At 49.2% G+C, this 16,081-nt stretch carries 32 protein-coding genes; 4 read left to right on the plus strand and 28 right to left on the minus strand.

Annotated elements, in window-relative coordinates; translation table 11 throughout:
- Window positions 1-24: 24 nt before the first annotated feature.
- Window positions 25-471: a cysteine cluster protein YcgN gene (ycgN, locus tag ACCC84_RS10075; RefSeq protein WP_004962217.1), complete on the plus strand. Its 447-nt coding sequence runs from the start codon at window positions 25-27 to the stop codon at window positions 469-471.
- 26 nt (window positions 472-497) lie between these two features.
- Here the strand turns inward: ycgN and ACCC84_RS10080 are convergent, their stop codons facing one another.
- The 28 genes from ACCC84_RS10080 to ACCC84_RS10210 all read right to left on the minus strand — a co-directional run bounded on the left by ACCC84_RS10080 (window position 498) and on the right by ACCC84_RS10210 (window position 14,811).
- Window positions 498-1,781 (minus strand): Arm DNA-binding domain-containing protein, encoded by a 1,284-nt coding sequence (locus ACCC84_RS10080; protein ID WP_371901807.1) that lies wholly within the window; start codon window positions 1,779-1,781, stop codon window positions 498-500.
- Window positions 1,782-1,812: 31 nt separating this feature from the next.
- Window positions 1,813-2,061: an excisionase family protein gene (locus ACCC84_RS10085; RefSeq protein ID WP_371901808.1), complete on the minus strand. Its 249-nt coding sequence runs from the start codon at window positions 2,059-2,061 to the stop codon at window positions 1,813-1,815.
- A complete protein-coding gene (locus ACCC84_RS10090) occupies window positions 2,058-2,285 on the minus strand; it encodes a hypothetical protein (protein WP_371901809.1) in 228 nt (75 codons plus the stop codon). Before ACCC84_RS10090 ends, ACCC84_RS10085 begins: the two co-directional genes overlap by 4 nt.
- 3 nt (window positions 2,286-2,288) lie before the next feature.
- Complete coding sequence (locus ACCC84_RS10095) at window positions 2,289-2,564, minus strand: phage protein NinX family protein (RefSeq protein ID WP_371901810.1); 276 nt, start codon at window positions 2,562-2,564, stop codon at window positions 2,289-2,291.
- 267 nt (window positions 2,565-2,831) lie between these two features.
- Window positions 2,832-3,041: a hypothetical protein gene (locus ACCC84_RS10100; RefSeq protein WP_371901811.1), complete on the minus strand. Its 210-nt coding sequence runs from the start codon at window positions 3,039-3,041 to the stop codon at window positions 2,832-2,834.
- Window positions 3,034-3,255: a hypothetical protein gene (locus tag ACCC84_RS10105; RefSeq protein WP_371901812.1), complete on the minus strand. Its 222-nt coding sequence runs from the start codon at window positions 3,253-3,255 to the stop codon at window positions 3,034-3,036. The genes ACCC84_RS10100 and ACCC84_RS10105 overlap by 8 nt, the downstream gene beginning before the upstream one ends.
- Window positions 3,256-3,329: 74 nt before the next feature.
- Complete coding sequence (locus tag ACCC84_RS10110; RefSeq protein ID WP_371901813.1) at window positions 3,330-3,812, minus strand: hypothetical protein; 483 nt, start codon at window positions 3,810-3,812, stop codon at window positions 3,330-3,332.
- The gene (locus tag ACCC84_RS10115; protein WP_371901814.1) at window positions 3,813-4,046 is read right to left on the minus strand and encodes a DNA polymerase III subunit theta; all 234 of its coding nucleotides are present in this window, start codon (window positions 4,044-4,046) and stop codon (window positions 3,813-3,815) included. It lies immediately after the preceding gene.
- Between the two features lie 9 nt (window positions 4,047-4,055).
- A complete protein-coding gene (locus ACCC84_RS10120; RefSeq protein WP_371901816.1) occupies window positions 4,056-4,316 on the minus strand; it encodes a hypothetical protein in 261 nt (86 codons plus the stop codon).
- A gap of 55 nt (window positions 4,317-4,371) precedes the next feature.
- The gene (locus ACCC84_RS10125; RefSeq protein WP_371901817.1) at window positions 4,372-5,193 is read right to left on the minus strand and encodes a hypothetical protein; all 822 of its coding nucleotides are present in this window, start codon (window positions 5,191-5,193) and stop codon (window positions 4,372-4,374) included.
- Between the two features lie 182 nt (window positions 5,194-5,375).
- Window positions 5,376-5,558, minus strand: a complete 183-nt coding sequence (locus tag ACCC84_RS10130) for a hypothetical protein (protein ID WP_371901819.1) — start codon at window positions 5,556-5,558, stop codon at window positions 5,376-5,378.
- A 1-nt stretch (window position 5,559) separates the two neighbouring features.
- Entirely contained in the window at window positions 5,560-6,069 is a 510-nt protein-coding gene (locus tag ACCC84_RS10135; RefSeq protein WP_371901820.1) for an ead/Ea22-like family protein, read from the minus strand.
- Window positions 6,069-6,254, minus strand: a complete 186-nt coding sequence (locus ACCC84_RS10140; RefSeq protein ID WP_371901821.1) for a hypothetical protein — start codon at window positions 6,252-6,254, stop codon at window positions 6,069-6,071. Before ACCC84_RS10140 ends, ACCC84_RS10135 begins: the two co-directional genes overlap by 1 nt.
- Complete coding sequence (locus tag ACCC84_RS10145) at window positions 6,251-6,538, minus strand: hypothetical protein (protein WP_371901823.1); 288 nt, start codon at window positions 6,536-6,538, stop codon at window positions 6,251-6,253. Before ACCC84_RS10145 ends, ACCC84_RS10140 begins: the two co-directional genes overlap by 4 nt.
- Window positions 6,531-7,208: a DNA-methyltransferase gene (locus ACCC84_RS10150; protein ID WP_371901825.1), complete on the minus strand. Its 678-nt coding sequence runs from the start codon at window positions 7,206-7,208 to the stop codon at window positions 6,531-6,533. The genes ACCC84_RS10145 and ACCC84_RS10150 overlap by 8 nt, the downstream gene beginning before the upstream one ends.
- On the minus strand, window positions 7,208-7,864 hold the full coding sequence (locus tag ACCC84_RS10155; protein WP_371901826.1) for a hypothetical protein: 657 nt from the start codon (window positions 7,862-7,864) through the stop codon (window positions 7,208-7,210). The genes ACCC84_RS10150 and ACCC84_RS10155 overlap by 1 nt, the downstream gene beginning before the upstream one ends.
- Window positions 7,861-8,238 (minus strand): hypothetical protein, encoded by a 378-nt coding sequence (locus tag ACCC84_RS10160; RefSeq protein WP_371901828.1) that lies wholly within the window; start codon window positions 8,236-8,238, stop codon window positions 7,861-7,863. The genes ACCC84_RS10155 and ACCC84_RS10160 overlap by 4 nt, the downstream gene beginning before the upstream one ends.
- A 387-nt stretch (window positions 8,239-8,625) precedes the next feature.
- On the minus strand, window positions 8,626-9,306 hold the full coding sequence (locus ACCC84_RS10165; RefSeq protein ID WP_371901829.1) for a lambda exonuclease family protein: 681 nt from the start codon (window positions 9,304-9,306) through the stop codon (window positions 8,626-8,628).
- Window positions 9,303-10,235 carry a recombinase RecT gene (locus tag ACCC84_RS10170; protein ID WP_371901831.1) on the minus strand — a complete coding sequence of 311 codons (933 nt, stop codon included), beginning with the start codon at window positions 10,233-10,235 and terminating at the stop codon, window positions 9,303-9,305. Before ACCC84_RS10170 ends, ACCC84_RS10165 begins: the two co-directional genes overlap by 4 nt.
- A complete protein-coding gene (gene gamL / locus ACCC84_RS10175; RefSeq protein WP_371901832.1) occupies window positions 10,235-10,525 on the minus strand; it encodes a host nuclease inhibitor GamL in 291 nt (96 codons plus the stop codon). The genes ACCC84_RS10170 and gamL overlap by 1 nt, the downstream gene beginning before the upstream one ends.
- A gap of 100 nt (window positions 10,526-10,625) precedes the next feature.
- Entirely contained in the window at window positions 10,626-10,763 is a 138-nt protein-coding gene (locus ACCC84_RS10180; RefSeq protein WP_371901834.1) for a protease FtsH-inhibitory lysogeny factor CIII, read from the minus strand.
- A 24-nt stretch (window positions 10,764-10,787) separates the two neighbouring features.
- Entirely contained in the window at window positions 10,788-11,756 is a 969-nt protein-coding gene (locus tag ACCC84_RS10185) for a hypothetical protein (protein ID WP_371901835.1), read from the minus strand.
- A gap of 105 nt (window positions 11,757-11,861) precedes the next feature.
- Window positions 11,862-12,194 (minus strand): hypothetical protein, encoded by a 333-nt coding sequence (locus tag ACCC84_RS10190; protein WP_371901836.1) that lies wholly within the window; start codon window positions 12,192-12,194, stop codon window positions 11,862-11,864.
- 45 nt (window positions 12,195-12,239) lie between these two features.
- Window positions 12,240-12,449, minus strand: coding sequence for a hypothetical protein (locus tag ACCC84_RS10195; protein ID WP_371901837.1), 210 nt, complete (start codon window positions 12,447-12,449; stop codon window positions 12,240-12,242).
- A gap of 20 nt (window positions 12,450-12,469) precedes the next feature.
- A complete protein-coding gene (locus ACCC84_RS23755) occupies window positions 12,470-12,907 on the minus strand; it encodes a transcriptional antitermination N peptide (RefSeq protein WP_443096492.1) in 438 nt (145 codons plus the stop codon).
- A gap of 326 nt (window positions 12,908-13,233) precedes the next feature.
- The gene (locus ACCC84_RS10200; RefSeq protein WP_371901839.1) at window positions 13,234-13,629 is read right to left on the minus strand and encodes a hypothetical protein; all 396 of its coding nucleotides are present in this window, start codon (window positions 13,627-13,629) and stop codon (window positions 13,234-13,236) included.
- Window positions 13,626-14,051, minus strand: a complete 426-nt coding sequence (locus tag ACCC84_RS10205; RefSeq protein ID WP_371901841.1) for a hypothetical protein — start codon at window positions 14,049-14,051, stop codon at window positions 13,626-13,628. Before ACCC84_RS10205 ends, ACCC84_RS10200 begins: the two co-directional genes overlap by 4 nt.
- 61 nt (window positions 14,052-14,112) lie before the next feature.
- Window positions 14,113-14,811 (minus strand): XRE family transcriptional regulator, encoded by a 699-nt coding sequence (locus ACCC84_RS10210; RefSeq protein ID WP_371901843.1) that lies wholly within the window; start codon window positions 14,809-14,811, stop codon window positions 14,113-14,115.
- Between the two features lie 110 nt (window positions 14,812-14,921).
- Here ACCC84_RS10210 and ACCC84_RS10215 point away from each other — a divergent pair, with 110 nt between their 5' ends.
- The 3 genes from ACCC84_RS10215 to ACCC84_RS10225 all read left to right on the plus strand — a co-directional run bounded on the left by ACCC84_RS10215 (window position 14,922) and on the right by ACCC84_RS10225 (window position 16,052).
- The gene (locus ACCC84_RS10215) at window positions 14,922-15,146 is read left to right on the plus strand and encodes a transcriptional regulator (protein ID WP_371901900.1); all 225 of its coding nucleotides are present in this window, start codon (window positions 14,922-14,924) and stop codon (window positions 15,144-15,146) included.
- Window positions 15,147-15,263: 117 nt separating this feature from the next.
- Window positions 15,264-15,566, plus strand: a complete 303-nt coding sequence (locus ACCC84_RS10220) for a hypothetical protein (RefSeq protein ID WP_371901844.1) — start codon at window positions 15,264-15,266, stop codon at window positions 15,564-15,566.
- Window positions 15,567-15,641: 75 nt separating this feature from the next.
- Window positions 15,642-16,052 carry a hypothetical protein gene (locus tag ACCC84_RS10225; RefSeq protein WP_371901846.1) on the plus strand — a complete coding sequence of 137 codons (411 nt, stop codon included), beginning with the start codon at window positions 15,642-15,644 and terminating at the stop codon, window positions 16,050-16,052.
- Window positions 16,053-16,081: the final 29 nt, after the last annotated feature.

Raw genomic sequence — 16,081 nt, forward strand, 5'->3', positions numbered from 1 at the left:
CAATTACCTATACCGGACGTCAACATGTCACAACTCCCTTTTTGGCAAACCAAAACGCTGGCTGAAATGTCGGAAAAAGAATGGGAATCGCTGTGCGACGGTTGTGGGCAATGCTGTTTGAATAAGCTGATCGACGAAGATACCGACGAAATTTATTTTACCAATGTCGCCTGCAACCAACTGAACATCAAATCTTGCCAGTGTCGTAACTATGAACGCCGTTTCGAGCTGGAAGAAGACTGCATCAAACTGACGCGGGAAAATCTGGTCACCTTTGACTGGCTGCCGCCGACCTGCGCCTATCGCCTGATCGGAGAAGGCAAACCGTTGTTCCCGTGGCATCCGCTGATCAGCGGTTCCAAGGCGGCGATGCACGGCGAACGCATTACGGTACGCCATATTGCGGTGCGCGAAAGTGAAGTGGTGGACTGGCAGGATCACATATTGAACAAGCCCAGTTGGGCGCGTTGATGCTTTGAAACTAAAGGGTTTTTAGGTTAGCAGGAAATCGCCTGGGGCATATGTGGGGCATTCCCACCGAAATTAGCGTTCAATATGCTCAGTTGATCATGATTGTTGTCACTCATCCATTTCCCGTAAACGCTGTATACCATTTGGGCTGACGTATGGCCCATCTGGTTAGCAATGAAGTTTGGATTAGCGCCGGCACTGAGAGACCAGCAGGCATATGTATGCCTAGACTCATATGCTTTTCGATGCTTAACTCCTGCACGAGATAGCATGCTATTCCACGTTCCGCCTATTGATCCCGGAGCGTACCAATCGCCACCGCATCCATTTCTTGCTGTCAGCTTAGGAACGAACACAAAAGTGCATTGGTCTATCCTTTTCCTGCCGAACTCGCGCAAGTTGACTTCAACCTGCTTTGGCCTCCCAACGCGTGTGTATTCCATCTGGCTCTTTAGCGCCTGAATGGCAACATCAGTGAGGATGATAGTTCTGTTGCCACTTTCAGTCTTTGGTGGGGTAAAGTGTCCTTTCAGCGCCATGTTCCTGCTTATCGTTATTGACCAGTTGCGTGTATCAATGTCCTCCCATGCAAGTGCGCATATCTCTCCGTGGCGCATCCCAGTATGAATGGCCAGCACCCATAAGTTTCTAATCTGCTGAGATGGCGCAGCCTCTATCACCCGTTGGTATTCTTCATAGCTCAGCGGGTCTGGTTCTGACTTACTTTTCCTCAGCGGATCCACACCATGGAAGGGGGATTTCTTTATGTATCCGCTCCTTTCGGCAAACTCAAACAGTCCTGATAGGCAAGTGATGTAAACATTTACCGTGCGGACAGTACGCCCTTTTTTTACTGACCTATTTTTTTGTTTGTTACCGAGTAGCTGAGTTCCGGTAAGAAGCTCCTTCCTAACGGTTAGGATATCCTCGTGTGAAATGTGTGAAACTGGTCGATTCGGAGACAGGATTTCACAGCATATCTTTATGTATGAGCGATAACGATTATGGGCATTCATCGATATATCCATCCTTTTAAGCTCAAGCCATTTTGCTGCCAAATCCCCAACTGTTATCCCTTCTTCCACAAAACCAAACTTTTTCAAATTTGGTGATTGCGGGAAGCTTGCAGCATAGTTGAAGCTCCCCGTCTTGATTGAGTAGCAAATGGATGTGCGTAGTTCCGATGCCATCTTTCTATTTTTTGGCGTGTCAGGGACGCCAAGGTTTTCCCTGACTCTTTGCCGCTGGTAGATGAACCATATGCGGAGCGTTCCGCCATGGTTCTCTACTCCTGTAGGATATTTAGCCATCTGTTACCTCTAAGTTGAGTGGGGGTGTTATTTAAGCAGAAATCCTTCTGCGTATCGCAGGTCTTTGTCTCTCAATCCAGCTGTCAACCGCTTCTCGGTTGTACATGATTGGACTGTTCATTTTTGGGTTGAGGTCTGGTGATACGTGCCGATACTCGCGACCTTCCATCCAGGATGTTCTCCTCGCGTGCTGGATCATGTGCTTGGTCATACCACTAAGGCTCATCAGAAGGTCTTCTGACACCCACTTGTTTGGTGTTATTTGCAAAACATTGCTCATTGCGTCCTCGCTTCTTTATCGATGAGATGCACGTAATAGCTCAGCCACAATTTCGCGCTGAACTTTCCAGGAGGGATGGCTGTGATTTTCTTGGCGTGGTGATTCAGAATTTCGGTGGTAATGGGGTCGTGCTGTTTCTTTGGCTTGCCTTTTGTCTTGTCGATGATTTCTGTTCTACATCGTCGTGCTACAGACCTGATCGCGTTCTCTATTGTTGTGTCCATGCATCACTCCGCTGCCTTCATCATGAGGAAGACGATCATGGCCGCGCGAAGTGGGTTTTCGTCTTGGCAATCACAGTCAGAATTGTTTACATCGAAACACAGCCACAGCCCGGACTTTTCAACCCTCATAGAGGGCATAAGTACAATGGAGTTTTCAACAATTATCGGCCATGCGTCCGCTGGGTTGTTGCAGTAGTCATTACCAACTGTCCTGTTGCCTGTTACTGCATCAACTAGGGTGTTTATGTCTCTATCGTCCATCTTGCTGTAATCGTTCATTGCAACAACCCTCCAATATCTGCCACTCCTGCACCCACCAAAACACCATCAATTACCTCGCATGGCTGCCCCGTCTTTACTGCCTCGACTATTCCGTCAACGTTCATCTCTGCCGCTTCTTTGCTATCAGCTACGACGTAGCAACTGAATGCACCGAAACGGATTTCGTGAAGTCCGATCATTCCACAAACCCCCATGCAAGAACGACGATGCAACAAACCAGTAGGGCTATCGTTGCGTAAATATCAAGATGCGATCGTTTGGTAATCATGCTGCACCCCTCTGCTTGTTGGCTTTCATGCGCCGGTCATAATCCTCAGCACAGCTATCGCCTTTGCAAAAGTTACCCACTGCGACTTTCTCGCCACACCAGTAGCAGGTGCCGGTAAACTTCATGTCAGGGCGAGGGCGGTTAGATAGAGCAGCTCGAATGCTCAGTTCTTCTAGCTCCTGCGCAGCGTCGATAATGTCAGCCATGGTTAACTCCTTTGCTCAAAATAGTATCGACATCATCAGCTAGGCAGCCGGATGTCATGATTGCTTGGCCATCATGAAGAGACACCTTTACCGGTGCCGGCATAACTCCGGTTTTGCACCACAATCCGCGATGAATGACCTGCTCTAAAGAGTCCGTACTGACATGCCCATCGGTGAATCGGGCGCGGGGAATCCTGACACTGATAATGTCCATTGGTTGTACTCCAGGTGGATTTTTGGCAATAAAAAACCCCGCCGTGGCGAGGTTGTTTTTCGTTAAGATGTAACTTACAGTCTGGCTATCCTATTCAGGCACCGAGAAAGAAGGAGAGTGGCATGTTCAAGATTTTCCTCCTGACCTGCTAGTCCATACTGCCATTTATTTCCATGGAATAGGTTATGCCGAAGACGCAAACAAACGTTTAGCACAGCTTCCATCTTATCCTTACTGGACGGGTCTACTTTAACAAAAGCATCAAAAACCTTTTGCCTATCTCTTGGCTTGCCAGGGCATAGCGCATCTAGGCGACTTTCACCATCAATGCTGGTGATGTATCTATTGCGGAAGTAATCGAATGCGATGCCCGCATCCATGCCAAGTTTGTCAGCAAGTTCCTCTGCATACTCATGAGTTTTCCTGATAGACCCATTTCCCTCCATTAGTACTTGCTCAGCCCGAGAAAATACCAATGTAAAATTTGTAATGGAGTCTTTCAGCCTTGGTTCAAGGTCAACATTTATCCCAAGCAACTCTCTAAAATCGGTTATCAATTACTTATCCTCCACAGGATAAAACGCTGGCCCCGGGAACTGCTTGCTTACACCACGGTAGTGCATTAGACGTTCGCGAAAATACTCGCGTAGGTGTTCTGGCTGCTGGTCTTCTACCTGAACAGGTATAACAGGCATGTTCATACGCTCTTTGTAAGCCACGCCTGAAGCCGCCATATCCACGTTAACTTTGTCCATCTCGTCTTTGGGAAGATTACCCAAGTTGTACGACATATCAATCCCTCACGTCAGCTCAAAGTCATCGTCAAACAAGTGTGCGTTTGACCGGACTTCCTTTGATAGCATCATAAATCGTATGCCATCAAAAAGCGAAGTAGGGCGTTCGTACTCGATAATGAAAACGTCATCGTATGCACGGCCAAGCCAATACCCGCCGCCGCAGTGAATCGGTCGCTGGAAGAATACCCACGAACCAGGCCTGATGTAATCTACTGTTTCGCCGCGATAAACGACTTGATAGCCGAGGCCGTTTTTTGTTGTCATGCTCACACCATAAAACACTGTTTATATATACAGTATAATTATGGTTTGGCGGGAGTCAATTCCCACCCTCCGGCGTTGCTGCCAGCATCGCCATATAGATGCCTTTGACGAACTCAGCGCTTTCTCTGCAGCCATATGGCCAGCCATTCTCTTCATTAGCCGCGGCGGAAAGAGCACCCATAGCGTTGGACTCGAATCCATTGATTACCATTTTCTCCGTCGGCTCAACCGGCACCAGCTTCCAACCTTCCGGGATTTCCGGAGAGTTCGCATTACAAGATGATTTGCCATCCCAGCCAAAGGTCACGCGCTTAAGCATCTCAGCGCGATAGTCTTCAAGGATGTCATATTCAGGCACTGCTGCCAGCATTGCGGATCGGCATTTATTCCACCCGAACACTACATCCGGCGTTTTCCATGTCCCCAGCTCTTCGACAAGCTCGTCCGGCACTACGGGTGCTGGCGGTGCATTACTTTCAGCAATGACCTCAATCACCCGGCCTTCGACATCCTGTCGAGTGACAGCAACGATATCACCGTGTTCGTTGCGAGTGACCACCACTTCACCTGCTGGCGCTGGCGGGGCGGTGTAGAGGATCACAACCTTCTGTTCCTTTCCTGCCACAAGTTTCTCATGGCTGCGCTCAACCAAAAACCATCGGTCGAGTTCTGGTACAGTTTCATCCCATTTCCACAACTCGTACATGTAAGGCTCTGCCACCGGCTGCGCCTCCCGGTTAGCCATGAGTTCTCTGGCCTTCAGCATTGCTTCCCATGCCACGTGTTTTACGAATGCAGCCTCACTGGAACCCTCTAAGTGGCAATACTCTTCATGCCACCATTGTTCAAACTGCTGGCGCTCTGTCGTTAGTGTCATGCATCACCTCCCATCCGCACGGCCATAGCCTTTGACCATGCAGTGATTATTGATATAAACCGCCGTGGTATTCAGTTCCTTTGCGATACGTTCTTCACAGTCGGCTCTATCCGAATCCTCAGCCACCGCGGCGAGGAATAGCAGGGCCACGGCTCCTAGCATCCAAAGCAGGAATGTTTTCACTATTCACCACCCTTAGCCGCCGCAATCAGCGCATTCAGCACCATGTCTGTGAAAACCCCTTTACCGTTTACTTTCGCGTGCGCCTCGATTTCACGAATGGCAGATTTCAAAACCCCAACGTTAACGCACACCACACGCTGGTTTTCTCTACTGGATTTCTCAAGGTCACTAAGTGCGGTCATCCTACTCATCCCCCTCTACGGTGAAGCCAGCGGCGCGGATAGCCCGTTCAACTGCACGGTCGAACTTCGCCACCTGAAACACGCCATCGAACCAAAACTCGGCATCGTTCTTGTTCGGCAACCGCACCGGCGTCGCAAGCTTGGCTTCCAAATCCTGAACTTTCCCGTACCAAAGATCCCTCTGATTTGTTAGCAACGTAGCGCTACCTTCCAGCTCGGTGATGCGCTTATCCTTCGCCTCCAGCTCTTCCAGCAGGGCGAGAACGACAGCAGGGTTAGCAGCGCGGAAATAACGCTCAGCCGCCACATGGGCATCGCCAATGCCGTAAAAAATCACACCGAGAGCGGTGTTGTCGTAATTGCAATAATCAGCGCCAACATCCACCTGACCCTCGCCACTACAGCACGGGCACTCCATGCAGCCGTCTTCTGTTTTCTCCTGTGCCCCATCAATTTTCTGTGGAGTTGCGGCCAGTGCGGCCGCTTTCAGTTCTTCCAGTTGCTTATTCATCACTGCAGAACCTCCGCTTTTCCGTGCGTAACAGTTTCACCAGCGCTCATACCAACGCTGAGCCAATATGACAGGCAGAGCAGAACATCATCTTTTGATTTGCAGTTGCACGCGTTAACGAACTCCTGCACGGTTTTGACTGCCAGCTTCATGATTTCTTCGTCTGTTAAACGTCCGTTGCTCACTGTGCTTTCTCCTGGGCTTCAGCTGCCTTGGTGTAGTCGGCGATCACCGCGCCGGTCTTATCGAAATACTTCACCTCGCAGAATGGGTGACAGTTCTCTGGATGCTTGCCATATTTCAGTTGATTGGCGAACACAACATCGAGGTTGGCACTGCCATTCATTCCAACAATGGTTCCAAGGTCGCCATATACTTCAACCATCATCCCGATCCTGGCAAAGTCGATACCTCGACAGCGGATCATGTCGTCAATGAATTGCTTGTCTCTGCTCTTACGCTTAGCCATGCTGGGCCTCCTCAGCTGGCTCTCCGAAAATCCGGCGCTGCGCTACTTCGAAATACATCTTGTCTATTTCGATACCTATGAATCTGCGCCCGGTATTGGCACAGGCAACTCCTGTTGTTCCGCTACCCATACAGTTATCAAGTACCATATCGCCAGGATTGCTCGACGCGAGTATTAGGCGCTCCATTAACTTGACTGGTTTTTCAGTTGGATGAATTTTCGAGCGTCCAGATGGGAACTGCCACAGTGCTTTTTTGCAATGCTCGTTAAATGTCGCATTTGGCTTTCTGGCAAATACGCAGAATTCAAGACCACTCAGCCACAATCGCTTCCCATTCATTGGGCTGGGATTGGTTTTTTCCCATGCACATACTCGAGTTGTCATGCCGTGGCGCTTAAAGTGGCCTACTAAAGTGCTGATTTGCTCTGTTCCGCAAAATGCGTAAATAGTTCCATTGCAAATGCGATTGAATTCATCAGCCATCGCCTTAAGATCTATGTTGCACTCATCAGCCTTTCCGCGGTCAAGAAGGCGAAGACCGCTGCTTTTCTGTGCCACCTCTCCATACGGTATGTCGCACAAAACCATATCAACAGACCCATCAGCGATATTTTTCATGGCCTCCATACAATCTGCGTGAATAAGCTGAGCGGTTTTATTGTCTGGCATCACGCACCTCCCACACGGCGAAACTCGATCACCCACACCCAGGGGTTAGCATTCCAGCTATCTACGCCGTAGATGGATTCCCACAACATGGCAAAGTTGTCATATGGAGTGAATGTCTCATCAAACCCTGCATTGTCTGGATTTGAGTAAGATGGAACCCACCCGGTAAGCTCCATCCCCTCAGCTTGAGCATCCTCTTGGCTGATATCGTTCAGCCGCTCAACGCGTACGGCGGTGATTTCCAGCGTGATTCTGCTGGCCCAGCGCGGCATGTGGATTGAAGGGCGCCAGCCTTGGTGGACTTTGTCGTCCAAATCACAAAACTCAGGACGTGCACCACCATCGGCGGCGTACTCGCAAAACTCCGGGGCTTGAAACTTGTCTGTATTGGCTAGGTAATCTTCGAGATGCTCCTCATCGACCAATGGCCCTTGCCACGTCTCCCGCACCCACAGCCGATCGCCGACCTGGCCGAATGGGCATGGATACCAATAATCGCCTCCTTCGTCGTGCTCACGCCAAGGCCAGCGAGAGCCATCATCTTTTTCGCCGATATCCATGCAGTCAGACTTCACAATCCGCCGCGTCTGGGTCTTGCGGCCGTCGAGAATGGCGCGAACCATCTCACCGTTGAAAATCACTGGGCGCTCTTTCATTTGGCCTCCCGCAGCTCGGTGGAGAATGCTTGCAACTCATTAATCTGAGCACGCAGAGACTCGGCTGTAGCGCCAAATGCGTGGGTATCTGGATGCATGTTGGCAAGCTGTTCCATCTTCAACTTGATAAGCTTATCCACTCCCTGCGCCTGGATAGCTGCAAGTGCTGCGTCAGTGGCTGGCATATTTCCTACGGCATCGAAACCCGCCAGCAGCATAGCTACCCCATCCATGCCAATCTCATCACCGATGATTTCAGTTAACTCCTGCGTGGCGTCAGAGAATATCTGTACAGCTTTACGCGCACGATCATTCTCCACAGCCAGCGCATCGCGCTCAGCCTTCAGGGCTTCATAGCTCAATACTTCGGTCATAGGTCATCCTTAGCCCGCACCACAGCATCGACAGGCAGGTAGGTGTAAGAGGGGGATAGGTCTTGCTGCAGGATGTCGGCAGCACAGTTTTGTAAGTCCGGATAAACAAAGCCCTGCGGTTGGTAGTCGCAGGGTTGGAACGTGTAGCAAACGAGTAGAAAGAGTCCGTACATGGTCATGTCCGTGGTAGTTTTCTTTGCTTGGGGTGGTGGTGCTTTTTGATGATCTTCAGGCTGATGTGTAGGCGTTTCGCCATTTGCCTGATTGATTGTTCTGAGCGGTCAAGCTTCCGTGCTATGAGTTTTGCTTTAACGTGTCCAGCCAATTCCTTTAGCCAGTAAATCTCTGTAGTTGTCCAATACTCATGAGATATTCGCGCCGCCACGACTACCTCCATTGATCTCCAAACTCGAACCCTATTTCAGCGAGTGACTCATCCATTTTTTCTATGAATTCAGGCACCATCTCATTGAAGTCATCCATATATTTTTCATCTCTTTCAACAAGTACGTGGTGAATTCCTTCTCGCTTCATGCGCGGATCATAATTAGCAAAGAACCAGGCGTCCTTACCGGTCACCCACATGCTGAATTGAACCTGAGCCATGTAAGCCGACTTGATGGCATCGAATCCGCCAAGGCGGAATTTCATGAAGTCTCGGGAGGTGAAGGGACATTTAAGCTCTAAGCCGTAGCCGTTACTGCAAAGGCCATCTGGTGAGCAGGCAGTACGTAGCGTGTCATCCTTGAACAGAATGGAGGCCTGCGCCACGTTAACGCCGGTGGTAAACTCAAACAGCATCCGCGCTGACTCTTCGTGCTCCTTTCCCCATGCCAGCGCCTTGGCGTTAACCTCTGGCGCTACGCCAGTGCATACCTCGCCAAGCAGTGTATGGAAGTAGGACATTTTCATGTCTGACCACTTCTTTCCACTACGCGGCTTGGATATGACGTTGGATACCTCAGAGGCAGTGATCACGCCCAACCTTAACCTGAGCCAATCATTGCTTCCTTGCTCTGCGTGGAGCACATCAATTCCAGTGCGCTCCAGAATTATTTCTGGGTTCATGCTGCCACCTTGGCTTTTTTGGAAAGAAAATCATGGGCCTTGATAGCTTCGGCCTCCGTCAGTTCTTCAGCCTTGGCAATAGGGCGACGGAATATTTTTGAGCACAACGGAAGCATGTCCTCTTCCCATGTTTTATCCATGTGAGTGAGGAGGTCGGTGATGGTTTGCAGCGTTTCCAGAGTAGCGGGGGATACGTCTCGCTCTTGGCTGCGTTCCTGATTGAAATTGATACCTTCTCCGCTTTCGGTATTCACGTAGTCAATTGCAGCATCCAGACGTTCACGGCGAGGCCAATACTTTGCCGCCTGCTTGACTACAGTTTTCAATATCATCTGCTCTTCGTCGGTAACCCATGGGCAGGATTTTCCTTTCGATTTAAACGCCTTCCAGGCCTCTGAACGGTCCCGTATCGAATAGATATCTTCAGTCCTCATTGTGTGGGTTAAATAGTCTCCTTCGTCCGTTTTGACTACCGTATAGGCTCCAATAACATCACCACGCTGCTCCAAGGTGTCGAACTCGTTAAATTCATGCTGCGGAGCCTTATCGATACCTACGCGCATAAATTTGTCGTTCTTTCGCACGATTGCCGACTGGCACCACTTAATTGCGCCTGATTGCTGTGCGATGTGCATCAGCCCCATGTAACTTATGTCGAGGCAGATAGCACCTTTCCGTGGCACCATGTACGCCAGCTTTTGCGCTGGGTTAAGCGTTATCCCTATGGCTGCGATGTTCTTAATGGCGCTGCAAGTTGATACTGGGTTTTGAACGGCAACGCCGGCAAGATAGTCGTTGTTGGCGAAAATCTGCATTGCAAACTCCACCTCACGCTTGAATGTTATGCTCGGCTCTGAGCACATCTGCTCAAATTCAGCTTTCAGCGGGTTAATCAGGCTGTGTACCTGTGTTACTAGCTGCTGATTCATCACGCTACCTCTCTAAATGTTCCGTGCAAAAACTCATTCTCTCCGGCCATCTTTTCGGCCTGTACCAGGCATACTTTTTCGACCATTTCCGCGTATGCTTCCTGCGCATCATCGCCATGCAGGCTCAACCCCATCCGTAAAAACGGGTTGGCGAACATGCTCAGTTGCTCAGGCCATTTCTTCGAAAGTTCATCAGCTTTATCACGCACCCACTCATCGCGAGCGTGCTGATAATCTGCTTTGCTTTCCCGCGCCTCTTCCGAGCGGTCGTAATTCATGAATGGGTTCATTTCATCCCCCGATAGAAAAGTGAGTTAGCAAGCTGGAAGAGGGTGTTATCGTTCTTCTCCTTGGCAAGCTGGGCGAGTAATTGAAGTGTTCTGGTGAAATTCATGGCTCACCTCGCTGATTGAGAGTGTCTTTCAGCCATCGCCCAATGCAGCGCATCCGGCGAGTAATAATTTCGAGTAGTGATTCGTTTAGTTGGAAAGCACCCATGCGAGCGCCTCCCGCGATTGCAAAAATCATGGGTGACTCCTGAATTTATTTTGATTAGTAGGTGATACGGATGGCTGATACTTCGCCTTTAGCGATGGTTTCGACGCACTTCTGAGCGCAATCTGCTGGCAATCCAGCGGCTACAAGTTCGGCTACTGACTGGCGATTGATGGCTCGGCGATGCTCAACATCAGCAGCTCTCTTAGCAGCTTCATCAGCAATTCTCTTCTCTTCAGCCAGCCTGGCGGCTTCTTTCTCATCTGCTTCACGTTTAATGCGCTCAGCTTCTTCTTTTGCGCGGCGTTGTTCAGCCTCGATAGCCTGCCGTTTTTCTAACTCAGCACGCTGAACCGCCTCGACACGCTGACGCTCTGCCAATTCAGCCGCTTCTTTGGCTTCACGTTCTGCTCGCTCTTTTTCTGCTTTCGCTTCTGCTTCCCGGCGAGCGGCGGCTTCAAGTTCAGCCTTGGCTTTCTGCTCAGCTTGGATTCGAGCCTGCTCCGCAGCCTGGCGCTTTAACTCTTCTTCGTAAGCAACGCGCTGGCGCTCAGCCTCAGCCCTTTTTTCTTCCGCTTCGCGATCGAACTTTTCATTCAGCAGCAGGGCGATTTCGTGATCGGCTTCTACCTGCTTTGCTAGCGCTTCGGCTTGTCGCTTTGCTTCCTCTTCGGCTTTGATTCGTTCCTGCTCGGCTTCCCACTCAGTTAGTGGGCGTCGTGTTTCATCACGCAGTGCGTCGCAGGCGTCAACGAACCGTTTAATTTCCTGTTCAGCAGGCCTTACGGCCTCTTTTAATCGCTTCAGGTACTCGCGCCCTGGCTTTTCAACGGCGGTCTTGCTGCGGCTTACCTGCGCAGCCAGCGAGGCAACACGGTCACGGCCTTTCTTTGTGGTCAGGTCTGGGGCTTCATTTACACTGGCCTTGATGTGATTAAGATATGCATCAAGACCGTTTGGAATATACAGCGCCGGTGCTTGTTCCGGCTTAATGTCGATAACGGTTAAATCGGTAGACTCGGTCACGGCATCGCTCCTTTGATTGATAGGTAGCCCGAAGTGATGATAAGAGGGGTTATGTCTTCTTACTGGTACATCAGCAAGCCCGCTAGATAACGAGCTTTGGGATGGTCAGTAGCCGCTGTATTCGCGCAGAGCGCACACTATATCTATTGCATTATTCAGCGCTGACTCCATATCTTCACAATCTCCTTCTTGGAGCATCTCAAGCCGGTTATGTAGTTTGCGCAGCATATCCTGCTGCCATTCAATATCTTCACTTTTTGGTATTGCATATCCACTCATCTCACCATCTCCATCAATCCAATAACCACACCACACCAGAAGAGGGCGCAGCCAACCAGAACCCAAAACCAAACCTTCGCGTTGTAAGTCATGCTGCACCCTCCAGTTAAAAGAAAAGCCTCCGAAGAGGCTTTGTGTTCGTGTTAATCGAGTGAACACTTTTCAATGCTCAGTCGATTAACGCCCCGTAGGGCGCGGTGGGTGTTAGCTGATATCGTCAAGATAACGACATACTGATTCAGCGCTACGCAGGGTAAGAGGACGATCCTCGCGCCATTTTTTTCCGCCACCATTCGAGCAATGGACAACATCAGCTATCACGATATGGCCGCCGTTGACGTGAATGTGGGATTCAATAATCTTTATGCCTGCGGATTTCAGTGTTTCGATGTGAGATGCTTTTACCTTGCTCATCGTGTAACCCCCTGTTGTGCTCAACGAGCTGTAATGTTGTCTGACTTTCTATGGCCTGCTCTGTATAGAGCTACCTCTGGGAGGCACATGCTCCCGGATGATTGCTCACTGTGACGAGCTGGAACGCTCATACAGGCTTTCATCACACGGCTTACTGGTTGCTTTGCTGATACCGCTTCAAGCTGCCTCTGTGCCGCTCTGCGAGCTTTACGTCGATTCCGAGAGTTATCGGAAGCTGCGTAGGTGTATACGATTGTCATTTGTACCTCCGGTAATTGCCTTTGGTGGTGTGGTCGGTGGGAGACCCGTTTCGACCTGCATCGGCCTACTTTATTTCGGCAATAGTTCCGCAGGCCTCGCCGCTTTACGTGCGACATATTCCCGTCCATGAACCCTTCACCACACCCCAAAGACAACTTCACTTTGGTTCCCCGCATTTCGGCGGGAACAAACCCCATCAATGTTAAAGAAGCAGCCTGACATCCTGTCTGGCGCGGCTGAAAGTTCCTTTTGCCGCATCGATGTTTCGTTTCGATGGGGTAAAGATAACCTAAGTTATGAGTGATGGCAATAACTTGGTTTATAAATTAATAATAAAAGTTATAAATAAGTGATTACAAAAGGAATAAATTTTCACTGCCTTGTGCAGGAGCCCCTAGCGCCTAGCCAAAATCAGGCGAGCAGGCATGCAGGAGCAGAGAAAAAGTGCAGGAGAATGGATTTAGTGCAGGTGGTGCAGGAGTAGGGGATCAGCAGGCACAAAAAACCCGGCTCGGTGGCCGGGTTACTTGGCTACTAAAGCCAATAATAGAGGGACTAAAATTGAAGAAATTATAAGGGCGACAATCCACTTTTGGTTTTCATCAATCTTATCAGTAACTCTTCGCTCTAAGTTTCCAATAGAAGCATTTGTATTTGATATTTCTTGCTTTATTTCTGATAGCAACCTTGAGTTGGTTACCTCGATCGCCTCAAGCCTGGCTATTCGTTCATTCATTGGCCCACCGCCTCCTGATCCACCACCATGCATAGATGCTGGCACTGCTTCAGCGCTTTGTCCAGCACTGACTGGTGTATCGTAACTCACAGAGAAGTCAGAGGATGGTGAAGTGTTTTGTATCCTATTTCTTCGAAGGTCGGATATCTCTATGACTTTTTCATCTGCATGAAGTCGATTCATTTTGATATTTTACAATAAAAATAAGATGTTTGACTGTGAACTTCGCCACTATCATCACGAAGGGTTGCCGTTATACTGTAACTTCCCTTGGCTACAATTTTCACCTTATCAATTGTTACATCAACTGACCCATTTACCACCTCAGATAGAATTGTTCCTTTCGTGTTTATGTTCATCGTAGCTATATCTTCAGGGTAGGAGCTCACGTCAACAGTTTCACCAACGGCAATAGAAATGTGCTGAGGAATGATTTTTATTACTAATTTATAGTTACTTGCAGGAAGCAAGTTGACAAAACCAACAGCTATTTTAAGATTTATTTCTGATGGAATATCACTCAGTTCGTATGTGGTTTGAGGGGTTATTAATTCCCCTTCAGAGTTAAAAGGAACTAAGTAGCTGATTCTCTCATGCCTTTCCATTCAATTAATCCCTTGTTTTTTAATCATCTCTGCGGCCTCACCCAGCTCATCAGCTCACTGGCTACAGCTTCCCGTACATGATTGACTCATGCAGTAGCGCTTTGCCCATCACATAAAACTGATCTTCCGTATCCTCTTGGATTTCCCAGCGCTCAAGGTTTGGGTTATCAGAAAGGACGACAAGCCTGGTTCCTTGCATCTGCAATCGCTTCACATGAAATGTTTTTCCGTATACGAAAGCGTATATGCCATCTGTGGTGAACTCACGAACGGAAACATCGAAAAACAGCCTGTCGCCTGACTTTATGGTTGGGAACATGCTATCCCCATCAACTGTCATAACCTTTACTTCATTGGCGGAACGGCTGCCAAAAAGAGCCTTGGCACGATCCGAGGTGAACTCAATTGCGTTTAATACCTCAACGGTCTCTGAGAGCATGTAGCGTCCTGGCCCTGCGCTGACTACCAGATCAAGAACCTCGATGCGGTATATGTCAGTATCCTTGTTCTTATTTCCTGCAAAATCCTGCTGCTTGGGTTGAATATCATCATCTCGCATGATCCCCGAGCCGTCAGCAAGCCACTCAGCCCTAACCCCAAGCGCAGAGGCGATCTCAATTATTTTCTTACTGCCCTGCGTCTTGCCAGCCGTCATTTTCTGCACGGCAGGTTGCGATACACCAATTATGGCAGCCAGCTTTCCCTGGGAAATCCCAGCGGCATCCATAGCAGCATTCAGTCGTTCAGCAAATGTTTTCATAAAAACAATATATAACCTCAGTTATAGCAACTCAAATAACAGTAGTTATGGACATTGCGCATAACTTTGGTTATGATTATTTTTATTCAATAACCGCAAGAGGCAAATCCATGAATTTAGTTATCCAGCGAGCCTTGAGTATCGTTGGTAGCCAGAAAAGGCTTGCCGACGAGTGTGGCGTGAGCCAGCCAGCGGTTCATAAATGGCTGAACGGCGGAATGGTATCGCCTGAGAAAGTAAAAGCCATTGTGACCGCCACCGGCGGAATGGTCCAGGCGCATGAAATCCGCCCAGATCTTCCGGAGCTTTTCCCTCGCCCAGAACAAGCCGCATAAGCAATATCGCTCTTTAACACAACAGGCCTTCACTCCTACCGAAATGTAGGGGTAACAACAGTGGCAATCCCCACGGATGCCGCACGTAACTAATTAACAACAAAGGAAGTATGACGCATGGAAACTGCAATTACCTGCAACACATTGATCACCTGCAAACCAGAGGTGTTGGAAGGGTACTGGCTTAAGACGGTTTTGGAATTTGGTAACAACGCGCTGGCAAAGCTGATGGGCATTCACCCCACAGCATTGAGCCGTGACAAGGCGCGGATCGCCAAGTTAGCCAGCAAGATGATTGTTGAGCTTGGCTTGCCTGCAGGGTGCATAGCTGCGCCGGGATGTGAGCAGAACGTCGTTATCACTGGCGATGAAGCGAAGAGGTTGCTTTCGATGCTGGAGCATATCAGAGAGCAGAAATGAAAAGACCCCAAAGAACGTGGAATTCTTTGAGGCCTAAGTGCGAATGACTGGATCAATTCACAGGAGTAATTATATATGCAAAGCACTGGATCAGTAAACAGCAATGAGAGCCAGATAAATGCAGGCGATAGGTTTGATACCCCGTATCCGTTCAAGGAGTACGAATACACATACCAAAATTACGACGGAGATATTGAATCAGAAACCCGATGGGTTGGCGGATGCCACAAGAAGCTAGAGCCTGCTGATTGTGGCTATGGCGATCAGACCTACTACGTTGCTGATGCAGAAGGCCGTCGAATTCTGGAGGTTTTAGCTGTTGTGGACATGCCAGGGAAATGGCAACGCCGAATTCTCTACTCATGCACCATGATTCCACCGAATGGAACCCCGCGAGTAGGCCGGAAAGCATTCACCGTCACAGAGACTCGATTCAGAAACATGATCGGCGGTTACTTTGCTGATTACGAAGTCGAGGAAGATTAATGAATACAGCAGAAGTTATCAATTTCCCC

Origin of the sequence: Serratia odorifera (assembly GCF_041448735.1) — a bacterium.
GTDB classification, from domain to species: Bacteria; Pseudomonadota; Gammaproteobacteria; order Enterobacterales; family Enterobacteriaceae; genus Serratia_F; species Serratia_F odorifera.